At 72.6% G+C, this 14,536-nt stretch carries 16 protein-coding genes; 6 read left to right on the forward strand and 10 right to left on the reverse strand.

Annotation, left to right across the window (positions count from 1 at the left end; translation table 11 throughout):
- Positions 1-166 precede the first annotated feature (166 nt).
- The gene (locus AB0F98_RS31440; protein WP_357743115.1) at positions 167-484 is read right to left on the reverse strand and encodes a hypothetical protein; all 318 of its coding nucleotides are present in this window, start codon (positions 482-484) and stop codon (positions 167-169) included.
- A 202-nt stretch (positions 485-686) separates the two neighbouring features.
- On the opposite strand from AB0F98_RS31440, the gene AB0F98_RS31445 reads away from it, so the two are divergent.
- The 3 genes from AB0F98_RS31445 (at position 687) to AB0F98_RS31455 (ending at position 3,619) form a co-directional block, all read left to right on the forward strand.
- Entirely contained in the window at positions 687-1,667 is a 981-nt protein-coding gene (locus AB0F98_RS31445; protein ID WP_357743118.1) for a DUF2267 domain-containing protein, read from the forward strand.
- 79 nt (positions 1,668-1,746) lie between these two features.
- Positions 1,747-2,523, forward strand: coding sequence for a fused MFS/spermidine synthase (locus AB0F98_RS31450; RefSeq protein WP_357743121.1), 777 nt, complete (start codon positions 1,747-1,749; stop codon positions 2,521-2,523).
- A gap of 40 nt (positions 2,524-2,563) precedes the next feature.
- Positions 2,564-3,619: an AI-2E family transporter gene (locus AB0F98_RS31455; RefSeq protein WP_357743124.1), complete on the forward strand. Its 1,056-nt coding sequence runs from the start codon at positions 2,564-2,566 to the stop codon at positions 3,617-3,619.
- A 98-nt stretch (positions 3,620-3,717) separates the two neighbouring features.
- On the opposite strand, the gene AB0F98_RS31460 is transcribed toward AB0F98_RS31455, so the two are convergent.
- Complete coding sequence (locus AB0F98_RS31460) at positions 3,718-5,019, reverse strand: NAD(P)/FAD-dependent oxidoreductase (RefSeq protein WP_357743127.1); 1,302 nt, start codon at positions 5,017-5,019, stop codon at positions 3,718-3,720.
- Between the two features lie 136 nt (positions 5,020-5,155).
- Between AB0F98_RS31460 and AB0F98_RS31465 the strand changes: the two genes are divergently transcribed.
- Together AB0F98_RS31465 and AB0F98_RS31470 are read left to right on the forward strand one after the other, a co-directional pair.
- Entirely contained in the window at positions 5,156-6,604 is a 1,449-nt protein-coding gene (locus AB0F98_RS31465) for a M20/M25/M40 family metallo-hydrolase (protein WP_357743130.1), read from the forward strand.
- Between the two features lie 91 nt (positions 6,605-6,695).
- Entirely contained in the window at positions 6,696-6,857 is a 162-nt protein-coding gene (locus AB0F98_RS31470) for a hypothetical protein (protein ID WP_175649288.1), read from the forward strand.
- A 104-nt stretch (positions 6,858-6,961) separates the two neighbouring features.
- On the opposite strand, the gene AB0F98_RS31475 is transcribed toward AB0F98_RS31470, so the two are convergent.
- From AB0F98_RS31475 to AB0F98_RS31500, 6 genes are all read right to left on the reverse strand, one after another.
- Positions 6,962-7,483, reverse strand: coding sequence for a GNAT family N-acetyltransferase (locus AB0F98_RS31475; RefSeq protein ID WP_357743133.1), 522 nt, complete (start codon positions 7,481-7,483; stop codon positions 6,962-6,964).
- Between the two features lie 148 nt (positions 7,484-7,631).
- Positions 7,632-7,925 (reverse strand): DUF6510 family protein, encoded by a 294-nt coding sequence (locus AB0F98_RS31480; protein ID WP_357743135.1) that lies wholly within the window; start codon positions 7,923-7,925, stop codon positions 7,632-7,634.
- A gap of 17 nt (positions 7,926-7,942) precedes the next feature.
- On the reverse strand, positions 7,943-8,701 hold the full coding sequence (locus AB0F98_RS31485; protein ID WP_357743153.1) for a ferredoxin reductase: 759 nt from the start codon (positions 8,699-8,701) through the stop codon (positions 7,943-7,945).
- Positions 8,702-8,714: 13 nt separating this feature from the next.
- Positions 8,715-9,305 carry a sulfite oxidase-like oxidoreductase gene (locus tag AB0F98_RS31490; RefSeq protein WP_357743138.1) on the reverse strand — a complete coding sequence of 197 codons (591 nt, stop codon included), beginning with the start codon at positions 9,303-9,305 and terminating at the stop codon, positions 8,715-8,717.
- 109 nt (positions 9,306-9,414) lie between these two features.
- Positions 9,415-10,434, reverse strand: a complete 1,020-nt coding sequence (locus AB0F98_RS31495; protein WP_357743140.1) for a TerC/Alx family metal homeostasis membrane protein — start codon at positions 10,432-10,434, stop codon at positions 9,415-9,417.
- Between the two features lie 268 nt (positions 10,435-10,702).
- The gene (locus AB0F98_RS31500; protein WP_357743143.1) at positions 10,703-11,119 is read right to left on the reverse strand and encodes a DUF2267 domain-containing protein; all 417 of its coding nucleotides are present in this window, start codon (positions 11,117-11,119) and stop codon (positions 10,703-10,705) included.
- A 257-nt stretch (positions 11,120-11,376) separates the two neighbouring features.
- Between AB0F98_RS31500 and AB0F98_RS31505 the strand changes: the two genes are divergently transcribed.
- On the forward strand, positions 11,377-11,646 hold the full coding sequence (locus AB0F98_RS31505) for a DUF2795 domain-containing protein (protein ID WP_076473096.1): 270 nt from the start codon (positions 11,377-11,379) through the stop codon (positions 11,644-11,646).
- A 335-nt stretch (positions 11,647-11,981) separates the two neighbouring features.
- Here AB0F98_RS31505 and AB0F98_RS31510 read toward each other — a convergent pair whose 3' ends face one another.
- A complete protein-coding gene (locus AB0F98_RS31510) occupies positions 11,982-12,638 on the reverse strand; it encodes a hypothetical protein (protein WP_357743147.1) in 657 nt (218 codons plus the stop codon).
- Between the two features lie 115 nt (positions 12,639-12,753).
- A complete protein-coding gene (locus AB0F98_RS31515; protein WP_357743150.1) occupies positions 12,754-13,725 on the reverse strand; it encodes a pirin family protein in 972 nt (323 codons plus the stop codon).
- Between the last annotated feature and the right edge of the window lie 811 nt (positions 13,726-14,536).

A 14,536-nucleotide genomic window follows, 5' to 3' on the forward strand; every position in this document is an offset into this window, starting at 1 on the left:
TGCGCCGGCCGGAGCGCGGCCGCCCCCCGCCCACCGCCGCCCCGCGAGCCGCACCGCGGCACCGACTCGGCAACCCGGGCGCGGGGCCGCCCCGGTGGCGGGGCGGCCCGGCGCGCGGGGTGGCCCCCGACCCTGGGACCAAGGGTCAGGGGCCGGAGGAGGGTCTTCAGGTCGCGGTGACGGGTTGCAGCCGCGGCCCCCCGGTACGCTGCTCGGCCGCCTGAGGCGGCGGCTCGGCGTCCTCGGGTGGGCCGGAATCGGGCGTCTGGAACAGGTAGCGGACGAACTCCGCGCCCGCCTCGTTGTCGTCCGCACCCGGCCACTGGCCGATGCAGTCGACCCCGATGACCTCCCGGCCGGTGCCGTCGGCCTCTTCCAGCAGGGCCCACAGGCTCACCGGGTAGCAGCGGGTGGCTTCGGGTGCGATCTGCCAGCGGGCGTACCAACCCGGCCGGGCCGGGACGATCTCGACGATCCGCTTCATGACGACCTTCCCTTCCGCGTTCCTCGGAAGAACTCCGGTCCTGGCTTGATCGTGCGGCCCGGGCGGGTGAGCGCCCCTCACCCCGCCCGGATGAAGCCGCCGCCTGCGACGGCCGCCCCGGGCCGGTGGCGTCCGTTTCGTGGTCGGCGACCGCGGGAAGGCGACCGGCGGAACCACGATCCCCAGCGGAAGGGGCGTCACCATGCGCAAGCAGATGGAGGGCGACAACCAGCGCCGCCGAACCCTCGCGCGGCAGGCTCGGGAGCAGGGCCGCCAGCCGAGCGAGACGGGCGCCAGCCTGAGCGCCTCCAAGCAGCTCACCAGCCTCGACCGGGGCAAGCGCGTCGGGCCGCCGCCCGCCGGTGTCCGGCACAAGCCGGACAGCACCCGGGGCGGACCGTCCCCGCCCCCGGCCGGTGTGCCGACCAACCCCCGGCCGCGGGTGGCGCCGGGTGTGAACACGGGCGCTACGACGACGATGGGCTACCACGCCCTCGTCGACGACGTACGGCGCCGAGCCGGTGTCGACTTCCGTACGGCCAAGGTCGGCGCCGAGGCGACCGTGCTGGTACTGGCGTTCGCGCTCGACGAGGCGGAACGACGCCGCCTGCTCGCGGCCGTGCCCACGTCGCTGCGCGATGTGCTGCCGGTGGACGGGATCAAGCAACGCCGCGACGTGTCCGGCTTCCTCGCCGAGGTGGGACGGATCAGCGGCAACACCCCGGAAGAGGCCCGCTACCAGGCCGAGGCGACGTTGGCCGCGCTCGCGGACGCCGACGGTGACCTCGTCGAGTCGTTGCACGTCCCGGACGGCCTGCGGGAGCTGCTGGAGCCGACACCGGTCGGCGGTGGTGTGGTGGGCGCCAACACCTCCACCGCCCCGCTCACCGAGGCGGAACTCACGGCGGTGCTCGACGGTCTGCCGTACTGGTCCGGCGGCAGCGAGGGGCTGCACCGGGTGGTGGCCCTACCGGCCGACAACCTCGACCGGGTGCTCGACCGCATCGAGCTGCTCCAGCAGGAGAACGGACGTGCGCCGACGATCGCCCGGCCCGGCCCGACCGCGGCCGTGCTGACCGTCCGGTCCACGCGGGCGGGCGCGGTGACCGCGCAGGACGTGGATCTCGCCCGGCAGGTCGACGCCGCCATCGACGAGGCGGGAGCCGGGATGGCCAACGGCTGACGGCGGGGACCGGCGGGCCGATCGTGGTCCGCCGGTCCCGCCGCCCCCGATGGTTCGGGCGTCGGCTACGGTGCCGGGCATGGACCGCGCCGCCGACCGGCTGGAGCTGGTCACCGACCCGGCACGGCCAACCGGACGCCTGCTGCTCGCGGCAGGCGTCGAGCAGTCGTACGTCGACGTCCACGACCCTCGCCACCTGCACTTCGAGTACGTCCGCCGGATGGCCGCCGTGGCGGACCTCGCGGCTCCCGCCGGCACCGCGCTCTCCGTACTGCACCTCGGCGGTGGCGCACTCACCCTCCCCCGGTACCTCGCGGCCACCCGGCCCGGGTCGGCCCAGCTGGTGATCGAACGGGACCCGGCGGTGGTCGAGCTGGTCACCCGGGAACTGCCGGCCCTGCCGCCCGAGGTGCGGGTACGGATCGACGACGCGCGCGTCGCGGTCACCGCCGAGGCGCCCGCCCGCTACGACCTGGTGCTCGCCGACATCTACCGGGCAGCCCGGATGCCGGAGCACGTGCGCACCGTCGAGTTCGTCACCGAGGTGGCCCGGACGCTGCGTCCCGACGGCGTCTACCTGGTCAACGTCACCGACCTGCCGCCGCTGGTGGCCACCCGGGTGCAGGTCGCCACACTGCGTGCGGTCTTCCCGGACGTGTGTTTGATCGCCGACCGCCGGATGCTGCGTGGCCGCCGGTACGGCAACCTGGTGATCGCCGCCGCTGCGCGCCCCGGCCGGTTGCCGGTGGCCCGGCTCTACGCCGCCGCCGTCCGGGACCCCGTACCGGGCAACATCCTGTACGGCGCCGCGCTCGACACCTTCGTCGCAGGGGCCAGGCCCGCCACCGACGGCTGAGCGCCGGTTTCCGGGCCCCCGGCTCGGGTAGCCGCGCCGGATGAGGGACGCCGACGACCGGAGGACGGCCAGACGGGCGTTGGTCGTCATCGGGTTGGTGCTGGCCACCCTGCTCGTGCTGGCGTTCCTACGCGCCACCAGCCGGATACTGATCTGGACCGTCGTGGCGGCCTTCTTCGCGGTAGCGCTCAAGCCCCTGGTCGACCTGGTGCAGCGCCGGCTGATCCGGCGGCGTGCGCTGGCCACGCTGCTCGTCTTCGCGATCACCTTCGTGGTGCTCGCCGCGCTGGCCGCGCTGATCGTGGTGCCGCTCATCGACGACCTGGTCCGGTTCACCGAGCGGGCGCCCGAACTGCTGCGCGAGGCGCGTGCCGGGCAGGGCCCGGTGGGCCGGCTGATGGACCGGATCGGGCTGCGCGACTACCTGGCCAACCACTCCGACCAGATCCGCCAGTACGGCGAACGGCTGCGCCAGCCCGCGGTGGGGGTCCTGCGCAGTGTCGCGGAAGGGGTGTTCGGGCTGACCACCGTCATCGTCCTCGCGTACCTCATGGTCCTGGAGGCACCGAGGATGACGAGTGCGGCGTTGGCGAGGGCCGGTGAGGCGCGGGGCGAGCGGTGGCGGCGGGTCGGCCGGGAGATCTCGCGGACCGTCACCGGCTACCTCACCGGCAATCTGCTGATCAGCCTGATCTGCGGCCTGCTGACGTTCCTGGTGCTGCTGCTGACCGGCGTGCCGTTCGCCGCGGTGATCGCCCTGCTGGTGGCGGTCGCCGACCTGATCCCCCTGGTCGGCGCCACGATCGGTGCGATCATCGCGATCGGCGCGTCGTTCCTGCACTCGACGACGGCCGGCATCGTCGTGCTGGTCTTCTTCGTGATCTACCAGCAGATCGAGAACCACCTGCTGCAGCCGGTCATCCTGTCCCGGTCGGTACGGCTGGACCCACTGACCGTGCTCATCAGCGTCCTGCTGGCTGCCGAACTGGCCGGGCTCGTCGGGGCCCTGCTCGCCATTCCCGCCGCGGGCATCGTGCGGATCCTGCTGCGCGAGTACGCCCCACGACGCCGTACCCCACCACCACCCACCCCCTGACCCCCGCCACGCATCGGCCCACTCACGGAAAGGGTGCCCATCCTGGCGTGGATGGGCACTCTTTCCGTGAAAGCGTGTGGCGCCGGCTCGCGTCGCGGTCAGGGGCGGCGGGCGGGGACTTCAGGGGTGGTGCTCTCCAGCGGCACGGCGTTCGCCGGGATCAGGCCGAGCTGCACCGCCGGGCGGGGCAGGGTCGCGTCGAGCAGCCAGTCCGCGGTGATCCGGGTGCGGTTCGCGGGCATCGCCAGCAGGTGGTAGCCGCGGGTGACCGTCTTCGCCGGCAGGCCGCCCAGGTTGACCTTCAGCGGGTTCGCCGCGGCGTCCTTGCCGCCCAGGTCGACCACCCAGCCGAGGTCGTGGTGCCGGTACGGCCGGCGTTTCCCGTGCCCGTAGGAGGCGGCGATGTTGTGCGCGGCCAGCTTCCCCTGGCGCTGGGCGTGCTGCGCCGTCATCGCGCAGATCTGCCCCGGCCGGGTCAGGTCGGGCACGGCCGCCGCGTCGCCGCAGGCGTACACCTCCGGGAAGCCGGGGACGTTGAGGAACTCGTCGGTGACCAGCCGCCCCCGGTCGGTCCGCAGTCCCAGCTCGGCGACGAACGGGTCCGGGCGGACCCCGACGCACCAGACCAACGTGCACGTCGGCACGTACTCGCCGTCGGTGAGCTTCACCCCGTCCGCGGTCGCCTCGGCCACCGAGGTGCCCATCCGCACGTCGACGCCCCGGCGTTCGAGCACCCGGTGCGCGGTCGCCGACATCCGCTTGTCCATCTCCGGGAGCACCCGCGGCGCCACGTCGAGCAGCATCCACCTGGGGCGCTGGGTGAGCCGTGGACGCTGGGCGTGCAGCGCGTCGGTGAAGAGCTGTCCGTGCGCGGCCACCTCGGTCCCGGTGTAGCCGGCGCCGACCACCACGAAGGTCGCCCGAGCCTGCTGCTCGGCCGGATCCTCGGCCTGCTCGGCCAACTCGATCTGCCGGACCACGTGGTCGTGCAGGTAGAGCGCCTCGGGCAGACCCCGGAAGCCGTGCGCGTACTCGGTCACCCCGGGGATCGGCAGCAGCTTGTTGACGCTGCCGACGGCGAGCACCAGCCGGTCGTACGCGACGCGGTTGCGATCCCCTTCCGGCTGGGTGAAGCCCACCCAGCGGTTCTGCAGGTCCACCTCGTCGGCCTCGCCGATCACGACCCGGACCCCGTCGAGGGTGCCGGTCAGTGGCACCGCGACCCGGGTTGGCTCCACCACGCCGGCCGCGACCTCGGGCAGCAGCGGCAGGTAGAGGAAGTAGTCCGTCGAGTTCAGCAGCACGATCTCGGCCCGGCTGCCGGCCAGTCGGCTCAACGTCTTCGCCGCGTGGTAACCGGCGAACCCGGCCCCCACGATCACCACACGAGGCTTCGTCATTGCGATCACGTTCCCGCGGACACGCCGGACAAACGTGGCCTCAGTCGGGTAGGTCGGACGGGACTCCGCCGGAACCCGATCACATTCATGCTCGACGATCTGGACAGGGACCACCATCGATGGCGAGGATGCGGTCATGGGAAATTACGACAGCGGCGTCCGGTCCACGAGGCCCACCCGCCGCACCCTCCTGTCCGCCGCCACCGCCGCCACCGCCGCAGCCGTGGCCGTACCCGCGCTCACCGAGCCGGCCCGCGCCGCCGCCGGCGACGGCAAGACGCCCGGCCCCGGCCAACCGGTGCGGCCGCAGTCCCCGGACCGCGAGCTGCGTGAGCTGCTGCGCGCCGTCGACCAGCACCGGATCGAGGCGATCGTCCGCCGGTTGGCCGCGTTCGGCACCCGGCACACCCTCTCGGCGCAGGACGACCCCGAGCGCGGCATCGGGGCGGCCCGGGACTGGATCTACGACCGGATGCGGGAGTACGCGGCCGCCTCCGGTGGCCGGATGACCGTCGAACTCCAGTCGTACGTCCAGCAGCCGGCGTCCCGGATCCCGGTGCCCACCCGGATCACCAACGTGGTGGCGACCCTGCGCGGGGAGACGTCGCCGAACCGGACGTACGTGGTGACCGGCCACTACGACTCCCGGGCCACGAACGTGATGGACGCGGTGAGCGACGCGCCCGGCGCGGACGACGACGCGTCCGGCGTGGCGGTGGTCATGGAGCTGGCCCGGTTGATGGCCACCCGCCCCACGGCGGCGACCATCGTCTTCGCGGCGGTGGCCGCCGAGGAGCAGGGCCTCTACGGCTCCGCCCACCTGGCCCAACAGCTCAAGGCCGCCGGCGCCGACATCCAGGGCATGTTCAGCAACGACATCGTGGGCAGCAGCACGGCCGACGACGGCACCCGCGACCCGCGCGTCGTACGACTCTTCGCCGAGGGCGTGCCGACCGCGGAGACCCCCGGGGAGGCGAACACCCGAAGGTCGGTCGGCGGGGAGAACGACTCACCGTCACGGCAGCTCGCCCGCTTCGTCAAGGACGTCGCCGACAACGGCGCGACCGGCATGGACGTCCGGGTGATCTATCGCCGGGACCGCTACCTGCGGGGCAGCGACCACATCTCGTTCCTCGAGCAGGGCTGGCCGGCGGGCCGGTTTACCGAGCCGCACGAGGACTTCGCCCACCAGCACCAGGACGTGCGGACGGTGGACGGCAAGCAGTACGGCGACCTGCCGGAGTTCTGCGACTTCGGCTACATCAGCCGGGTGGCCCGGGTGAACGGCGCGGCGCTCTGGTCGCTCGCGCAGGCGCCCGGCACCCCGAAGGGGGCGATCATCGTCACCACCGACCTGACCAACAACACCACCCTGCGCTGGCAGCGTGGCACCGAGCCCGACCTGGCCGGCTACGAGGTGCTCTGGCGCGAGACCACGGCCGCGGAGTGGCAGAAGGTGATTCCGGTCGGTGACGTCACGCAGGTCACGGTCGATCTGTCCAAGGACAACGTCTTCTTCGGCGTACGGGCGGTGGGCCGCTCCGGCCTGCGCAGCCCGGTGGCCTTCCCCCGCCCGGGCAGCTGAGACGACCCGTCGGTGAGCCGGCCTCACCCTCTCCGGGTGAGGCCGGCTCACCCGGGCCCGTGCGACGGTCGTCGCGGGAGGAGGCAGCGTGATGAGCATGCCGATGTCCAACGACCAGCGGCAGCCGATCTACCTGCGGCAGAGCGGGCGCAAGCAGCTCACGGCACGACAGCGGCGGCGGGTCGAGCAGAAGCAGGGCCGCATCGAACGCCTCGGCGGTCAGGCGAAGGAGACACGCGGTCCCGGCCGCTGAGCCGGGCGGCGCGTACGACCCGGCCGGCCGAGCAGACGCCGGCCGGGTCCCGGCCGGCGCGGCACCGACGGTGGGAGGTCACCGAAGCCACGCACGGTGACGGCTCAGGACTTCGCGGTGATCGCCCAACGCTCGTGGTCACGCCACGCCCTGTCGACGAACAGGTAGTCCGGCGAGAAGCCTTCCAGCCGGAAGCCCAGCCCACGGGCCAACCGCCTGGACGCCTCGTTGCCCGGCTGGATGTTCGCCTCGAGCCGGTGCAGGCCGAGCACCGTGAACGCGTGCTCGATCACCAGCCGGACACCGGCCGACGCGTGCCCCGTGCCGCGGTACGGCAGAAACGCGGCGTAGCCCAGGTAGCCGCCGCGCAACGCGCCCAACACGATGCCGCTGATGTTCGCGTACCCGGCGATCGCGCCGCTGCCCCGGTCACAGATCAGGTACCCGTCGTTCTCCCGCCGGCGGTTCTTACGCAGGTACGCCGCGTAGTCCTCAGGCGTGTCCGGGGCGGCGAGCCAGGGGTGGTGCAACTCTCGGCTGCGCCGGGCCGCGGCGATGAACTCGTCCTCGTCGGCTGGTCGGGGGCGGCGGATGCCGACGCGTCCGTCGGTACGCAGATACCTCACGGCGGATCACTCTGACGAGCCGCCGCCACGGCGTCCATCGCATTCCGCACCGGTGTGACCGACGTCTCCGCCCGCGTGGCGGCGTGGGGCCGGACGGCACGCGACCGACCGGGTCGCCCGTCGCCACCGACGATCGTGCCGGGGCGGATCACATGGGACCGGGATGCGGCTGGTCGAGCGGCATGGGCACCTGCAGGAACGTCAATCCGCGCATGTCGAGCCGGGCCCAGTTGGGCGAGCGGACGAACCGGAGCATGACCTGGGCGCAGCTCGGGCAGCGCCCGATCAGCCCCGGCGCGTGGCTGTAGACGCGCATGGTGCCCATCGGGCCGACCATGCCACAGTTCTCGCACCGCCCCGTGGCCCCGCTCAGATCGACGGCGAACAGCTCGCGCAGCGGCCCGTCGATCATGTTGCCGTCCAGGTAGGACATGTCGGTCATCGGTGTCTCCTCGCCGGTCAGCCGGTCGGCCCGAACCGTTCGGTCTTCACGCGCCGCGTCTGGTGCCCCAAGCCGACGAGCAGGTCGGCCACGGTCTCCACGAACCCGGTCGGGCCGCAGACGTAGTTCACCGGCTCCAGGCCGGGCGGCCAGCCGTGATTGTTGACGTCGGCCAGCCCGATACGGTGCGGGTCGCCCCGCCAGCCGTCCGGCGCTTTGCGGGTGTACACGTACGCCACGTCCAGGCCGAGGTCGTCCCGGCCGCGCCGGCGCAGCTCGTCGGCGTAGATGACGTCGTCCGGCGTGCGTACGGAGTAGAGCAACCGGAACGGCACCCGGCTGCCGGCTGCCCGGCGGGCCCGCAGCATCGCCATCAGCGGCACGATCCCCGAGCCACCGCCGACCAGCAGGACGGGCGCGGTCTCCTCCGGACGCCACACGAACCAGCCGCCGACGGGCCCGCGTACCTCCACCGGGTCGCCCTCGCCGTAGACGTCGATGAGGTACGGCGACACTTCGCCGTCGGGCACCCGCTGCACGGTCAGCTCGATGCGCGGCCCGCCCGGGCCGTCCACCACCGGCCCCGCGATCGAGTACGAGCGAGCGGTCTGATACCCGTCGGCCGCGGTGAGCCGGACGTCGAGGTGCTGGCCCGGCAGGTGCCCCGGCCAGCCGGGCACCTCGAGCACGATGGTGTGCGCGGTCGGCGTCTCCACCCGACGTTCGACCAGCCGGGCGACCTGCCAGGTCAGCGGAGCGCGCGCCGGTGGGCGCACCGCGGCGGCGCGCTCAGTCACCCTGGTACCGCTGCTCGCGCCACGGGTCGCCGTAGTCGTGGTAACCGGCGGCCTCCCAGAATCCCGGCCGGTCGGCGGTCATCAGCCGCAGGCCGCGTACCCACTTGGCGGACTTCCAGAAGTAGAGGTGCGGCACCAGCAGGCGGGCCGGCCCGCCGTGCTCCGCCGGCAGGTCCCCACCCTCGAAGGTGTGCGCCACCCAGGCCCGTCCGCCGCGCAGGTCGTCGAGGGGAAGGTTGGTGGTGTAGCCGCCGTAGGAGTGTGCCGTCACGTAGGCGGCGTCGGTGTCGATGCCGTCGAGCAACGTGTCCACCGAGACGCCCTGCCAGGTGGTGCCGAGCTTGGACCACCTGGTGACGCAGTGGATGTCCACCTTCGGGGTCTCCTGCGGCAGCGCCATCAGCTCCGACCAGGACCAGCGGTACTCGGCGCCGGTCTCGGTGGTGATGACGAACTCCCAGCTGTCCAACGGCACCTTCGGCGTCGGCCCCGCCGAGAGCACCGGAAAGTCCTGGGTCAGGTACTGCCCCGGAGGTAGGGCCGGCTCCGACGAGCGGGGCCGGCCCTCGAAGCCTGGCGACACGATTCCCACCAGACAGTCGTACCACCTGTGCCGGTTGGCGCGGGACCGTTCCCCCTACGATGTGACGATTTCCGCGTGACCCGGCGACGGCACCGACCACCGTGGTTGGTCACCGACGCTCGACAACCACCTCGCGCTCCTCCGGCTCCTGGGTGCGGGTGGCGCGCAGGCTGGTGACCGTGACGATCGCGAGGACGGCGATGATGACGCCGAGCGAGGCCAGCGTCGGGATCTGCGGCACGCCCTCCCAGACGCCGTGCGCCCAGTGCAGGCCGAGCTTGACGCCGATGAACGCCAGGATGACCGCCAGGCCGTAGCTGAGGTGGACCAGTCGGCTGAGCGCGGCGTGCAGCACGAAGTAGAGCGCGCGCAGGCCGAGCAGTGCGAACGCGTTGGTGGCGAAGACCAGGTAGGGGTCCTCGGTGATGCCGTAGACGGCCGGCACCGAGTCGACCGCGAAGACCACGTCGGTGGCGAGCACCGCCACCACCACGAGCGCGAACGGTGTGAGCGCGCGCCGTCCGGCCTGGCGTACGGTCATCCGAGTGCCGTGGTAGTCGTCGACGACGGGCATGAACCGCCGCAGCAGGCGGACCGAGCGCATCTTGTTGATGTCCACCTCCTGCTCGTGCCCGGTGAGGGCGTCGCGCAGCAGCTTCACCGCCGTGGCGATGAGGATGATCGCGAAGAGCAGGAAGGCGAAGTCGAGTGTCTCCAGCGCGGCCGCGCCGAGAGCGATGAACACCGCCCGCAGCACCAGGGCGCCGGCGATGCCGTAGAGAAGCACCCGCTGGGCGAGCACGGCGGGCACCGCGAACGCGGCGAGCAGCAGCATGAAGACGAACAGGTTGTCGACGGAGAGCGACTTCTCCACCAGGTAACCGGTGAGGTACTGGACGCCGAGCTCGGAGTCGTAGCGGTTCCACACCCAGGCGCCGAAGGCCAGCGGCAGAGCGATGTAGAACGCCGACCAGGCGAACGCCTCGCGCAGGGAGACCTCGTGCGGGCGGCGGGTGACGAGGAAGTCGAGCACCAGCAGCGCGAGCACGCCACCGATCGTCACCGCCCAGAGGGTGGGGGTGCCGACCGTCGACAGCTCCGCAGCGGACAGGTACGACAGCTCGGACATAGGGCCTCCTCGAACACCGTGCCATGTTCGAGGTCTCCTTCACCCACTCCCGTGGGCAACCACCCGAGGCGCGCCTGGCACGCCGTACTGACCGGAATGGTTCGTGGGAAGTACTCCCCTCGCGTGTCAAGGTTAGGTCAGGCACCGGCCTCACGCCAGCCGGGGGCGTTGTCGCGTGTCGATGGTTGCCCAGGTCAACCGCATTCCGGCGGCCGGCCGTGGATCGACGCGCGGAGATATCGACCCGTCCCAGTCGTCCGGTGGCAGCTCAGGAACCGCTACGGCGCAGCGTGGAACCGGGCGCCATGGCCGGCTCCACCATCTCCCGGTAGTCCCGCGGCAGCTGGGTCATCACGTCGTCGAACTCGCCCGCGGTGATCGCCTCACGCAGCGTCGTGAGGACCGCCCGCACGCCGTCGCGAGCCGCGGCCTCGTCGACACCGGCACGCAGCGCGACCCGGGCGATGAACTCGCCCGCCCCGAACCGGTCGGCCGCCTCGATACGTGGACCCGGCTTCAGCACCACCTGCAACGGCTTGGGCAGCTGGGCCGCCAGGTCCAACACCTCACCCCCGGTCAGCCGCTCGGCGAGCGTCTCCAGGGTGGCCGACGTCAGGGCGACGGCGCGCTCGGAGGACACCTTTGTCCGATGTGCCACCTGGTCGATGAAGGTGTCGTGGTTCATCGCGTGCTCCTCGCCGGCTACGTCGAAGCCTCCGGGTACCCCCTGACCGGTTCGGGAAACGGCGCGGGAACGCTCCCAGAACTGCCGGTCATCGGCCTGCTCGACGGCTCGCGGTTCGTCCGCGTCCGGCCGATCCGGACCGGCAGGAGGCCCGCCCGCCCCGCTCGGCGATTTTCCGGCGCCGTCGGCGTGACGGCCCGGCAGGCGGGTAACCGCCGCCGGTCGTGACCGGATCGATGCCCCGAGGAGCCGACGCCATGGCGAGTTACGCCGACGTCCTGCAGTACCTGTCGAGCCTGGACTACCCGGCCGAGAAGGACGACGTGATTCGGGAGGCCGAACGGGAGGGAGCACCGCCGGACGTGCTGAAGGCCCTGCGGGCGCTGCCGCCGGTGGACTACGCCAACGGCAACGAGGTGGCTCGGTCCGCCGGAATCGAGGCCGCGCCCGAGCTCAGCGCGTCGCAGCGAGCGGCGCAGGCCCGCGACCGGCACCCGCGCGTCTCCCAGCACCTGCGCGGTATCTGAGCGGACGGCGCCCGGGCCCGTCACAGGGCGGGTACGGGGGCGGTGGACGACCGGACGGTGAGCTTCGTACGAGGCCGACCGTCCGGTCCAACGCATGCCGCACGAAAGGGCTTCGCCGATCGCCTCGGAACAGGCGGGCGCCCCGGGCCACGAACCGCGACCTGGGGCGCCACACAGAGCCTGCCCTGGTGGCCGGGCGGCCCGAACCGGGCCGCGGCCACCACGCAGTCCCTACGCCCGAACCGGGCAAGGCATGACTGCCTCGATCATCATACAGTTCGCATCGTCCGAACGGTCAATAACGCTGCAACTGTGGGCCAGCCCACGTCGCCGTTTCAGCTCATTACCTCCGCGTAACGCTTCTCCAGGTCGACCCGGGCCAGCGCGCCCACCAGCCAGGCGAGCCGCTCCGACTCGCCGCCGCCGGCGAGCCCGGCCAGGTCACCGGCGGAGCGGCCGAGCCCGAGCCGACGTGCCGCGGCCAACGCCCGCCGGTCAGCCACCGGAGCCACCTCACGCCAGAGCGCCTGCGCTTCCCGCAGGAACAACTCGACCACCTGGTCATCCACCCCGGGCAACTCCGTGAGCAGCTTCCGCTCCTGACCCGGGTCGTACTGCGCCTTCGCGCGTAGCCGGCGCAGATCGCCCCGGTACCGGTCGACGACGGTACGGGCGAGATCGCCCAGCGTGCTGGCGAGAGCGTCCACGTCACCGCGCTGACCGGCCTGACGCAGCACCCGCACCCGGTCCTCGTGCAGCGAGCGGGCCAGCCGGGCGGCACTGTCCCACCCGGCCTCCCGCAACGCCTGGGCGCTCTCCACCGCACGCCGGAAGTCCCCCCGCCGGGACAGCAGCGCCGACAGGTAGAGCAGTTGGAAGAGGCTGGACGGATTGTTGGTGACCTGGAAGCCGTACTGTTCGGCGAACCCACGTCCGCTGCCGGCGAGCCGGCGCACCAGGCGCTTCTTGTCCTCGATGCTGGAGATCGGCATGGATGCGACTACCCGCGCCGCCGCCGGTCACACTCGGTCGGCGACGGCGCGGAACGGACTCCGGCCGGGTCGAACCGGTTGACGGCGATCCCACCGGGACCACCGCGACGCCGGGTCAGCCGTGCAGAGCGCCACTGCGGTCGCGAGCCTTGAGCCGGGTGGTCGGCAGCGCCGGGGCGGGCAGCGGCGGCGCGGGGTCGTCGGCGACCACGCCGAAGCGCCGACCCGCCATCCAGTCCTCACGAGCGGCCGCCACCTCCTCGTGCGAACGCCCGACGAAGTTCCACCACATCACGAGAGGTTCCTCGAAGGGCACGCCGCCCAGCAACAGCAACTGGCTGCCGGGCGTGCCGCGCAGCGTGAACTGGTTGCGCCCCACACCGAGGTAGAGCAGTGCCCCCGGTTCGAAGGACACGCCGTCGACCTCCGCGGCGCCGGACATCGCCAGCAGCCCGTACTCGAAGTCGGGTCGTAGCGGCATGTCGGTCGGCGCCGAACTGGTCAACTCCAGCTGGGCACCGACGAGCGGGGTGTGCACCACCGCCGGCGACCGCTCCCCCGCGATCTCGCCGACCAGCAGGGTCGCGTCCAGCCCGCCGTCGCGCCAACGGGGCAGGTCGGCGTGGTGGGCGAAGGCGGGCGCGCCGGCCCGCGCGGAGTCCGGCAGCGCCACCCAGAGCTGCACGCCGTGCATCACCGGCGGGTGCGTCGCCGGTGACCGTTCCGAGTGCGCGATACCGTGACCCGAGGTCATCACGTTCAACTGGCCAGGCCGGATCGGCTGGACGCTACCCAGGCTGTCCCGGTGCAGAATCTCGCCGTCCAGCAGCCAGGTCACCGTCTGCAGGCCGGTGTGCGGGTGCGGCGGCACCTCCATGCCGGGCCGCTCGGCCACATCATCGGGCCCGAAGTGGTCGACGAAGCACCAGGCACCGACCATCCGCCTCTGCCGCTGCGGCAGCAGCCGCCGTACCGTCGTGTACCGACCCAACGGCACGTCGTGACCAGGCAACAGCACGCTGCCGGGATCGACCGCAGCCACGCCAGGTGGCCGGGTCTCTGCCGGCAATGATTCCGTACGCTTCACCGCCCGACTGTACGCTGCCCCCTCGCATCGTCGAGCGCCTTCCCCGCCCGTACGCGGACCCCTGCTCCGCGTACCCCAGCCTGCGCCTCGACGCCCGGTCCCCTCCCACCGTCAGGGCCCGCGGCACGCTGAACACCGGGCCGGTCGCGTGGCTCGGCTCGCCCGTGTACGGACGCACCGTCGGCTCGGCTCGGTTCGGGCGGTGGGTGGGCGCACAACCGCTGCTCAGCTCGGGCTGTGGGTGCGTGGGACCGCTGCCCGGCTGAGGCTGCAGGTGGGCGCACCGCTGCCCCGCTCGAGCTGCGGGTGGCCGCACCGCTGCCCGGCTCGGGCTGCGGGTGGCCGCACCGCTCGCGGCTCGGGCTGCGGGTGGGTGACCGCTGTCTCCCGGCCAGGTTCAGTCCGTGTGCACCGCCGCCCGGCCCGGCTCGGCGCGCGGACCGACGTGGCCGGCACCGCTACCTGGCTCGGCTCGGCCCGTGTGTGGATGCGCGACTGGCGGGCTCGGACTGTGGGTGGGTGCGTCGCCGCGTCCGCTCGGACTTGGCTGCGCCGCTCTCTGGCTCGGCTCGGGCTGTGTGTGGGTGTGTCGCCGCGTCCGCCTCGGGGCGCGCCGCTGCGCCGTGGCTCGGCTCGGGCCGGGGGGGTTGGCCGGGTCTGGACATGCCGTTGGCCGGCACCCTCTCGGGGTGCCGGCCGGCGGTTCATGCTCGTGCGCTGTGTGGTTGTCAGCTGTTCCAGTAGTGGCCGACGAGGTCGGCGGCCTGCTGTTCCCACTGGGCGTAGGCGTCCGGGTAGGCCGACACCTGCA

This window comes from Micromonospora sp. NPDC023737, from assembly GCF_040639715.1.
In the GTDB taxonomy this organism is placed as follows: Bacteria; Actinomycetota; Actinomycetes; order Mycobacteriales; family Micromonosporaceae; genus Micromonospora.

What these genes read in the sequence shown, in the direction of transcription:
- AB0F98_RS31440 (WP_357743115.1), bottom strand. Translation starts at nt 484, where the DNA reads ATGAAGCGGATCGTCGAGATCGTCCCGGCCCGGCCGGGTTGGTACGCC.
- AB0F98_RS31445 (WP_357743118.1), top strand. Translation starts at nt 687, where the DNA reads ATGCGCAAGCAGATGGAGGGCGACAACCAGCGCCGCCGAACCCTCGCG.
- AB0F98_RS31450 (WP_357743121.1), top strand. Translation starts at nt 1,747, where the DNA reads ATGGACCGCGCCGCCGACCGGCTGGAGCTGGTCACCGACCCGGCACGG.
- AB0F98_RS31455 (WP_357743124.1), top strand. Translation starts at nt 2,564, where the DNA reads ATGAGGGACGCCGACGACCGGAGGACGGCCAGACGGGCGTTGGTCGTC.
- AB0F98_RS31460 (WP_357743127.1), bottom strand. Translation starts at nt 5,019, where the DNA reads ATGACGAAGCCTCGTGTGGTGATCGTGGGGGCCGGGTTCGCCGGTTAC.
- AB0F98_RS31465 (WP_357743130.1), top strand. Translation starts at nt 5,156, where the DNA reads ATGGGAAATTACGACAGCGGCGTCCGGTCCACGAGGCCCACCCGCCGC.
- AB0F98_RS31470 (WP_175649288.1), top strand. Translation starts at nt 6,696, where the DNA reads ATGAGCATGCCGATGTCCAACGACCAGCGGCAGCCGATCTACCTGCGG.
- AB0F98_RS31480 (WP_357743135.1), bottom strand. Translation starts at nt 7,925, where the DNA reads ATGACCGACATGTCCTACCTGGACGGCAACATGATCGACGGGCCGCTG.
- AB0F98_RS31495 (WP_357743140.1), bottom strand. Translation starts at nt 10,434, where the DNA reads ATGTCCGAGCTGTCGTACCTGTCCGCTGCGGAGCTGTCGACGGTCGGC.
- AB0F98_RS31500 (WP_357743143.1), bottom strand. Translation starts at nt 11,119, where the DNA reads ATGAACCACGACACCTTCATCGACCAGGTGGCACATCGGACAAAGGTG.
- AB0F98_RS31505 (WP_076473096.1), top strand. Translation starts at nt 11,377, where the DNA reads ATGGCGAGTTACGCCGACGTCCTGCAGTACCTGTCGAGCCTGGACTAC.
- AB0F98_RS31510 (WP_357743147.1), bottom strand. Translation starts at nt 12,638, where the DNA reads ATGCCGATCTCCAGCATCGAGGACAAGAAGCGCCTGGTGCGCCGGCTC.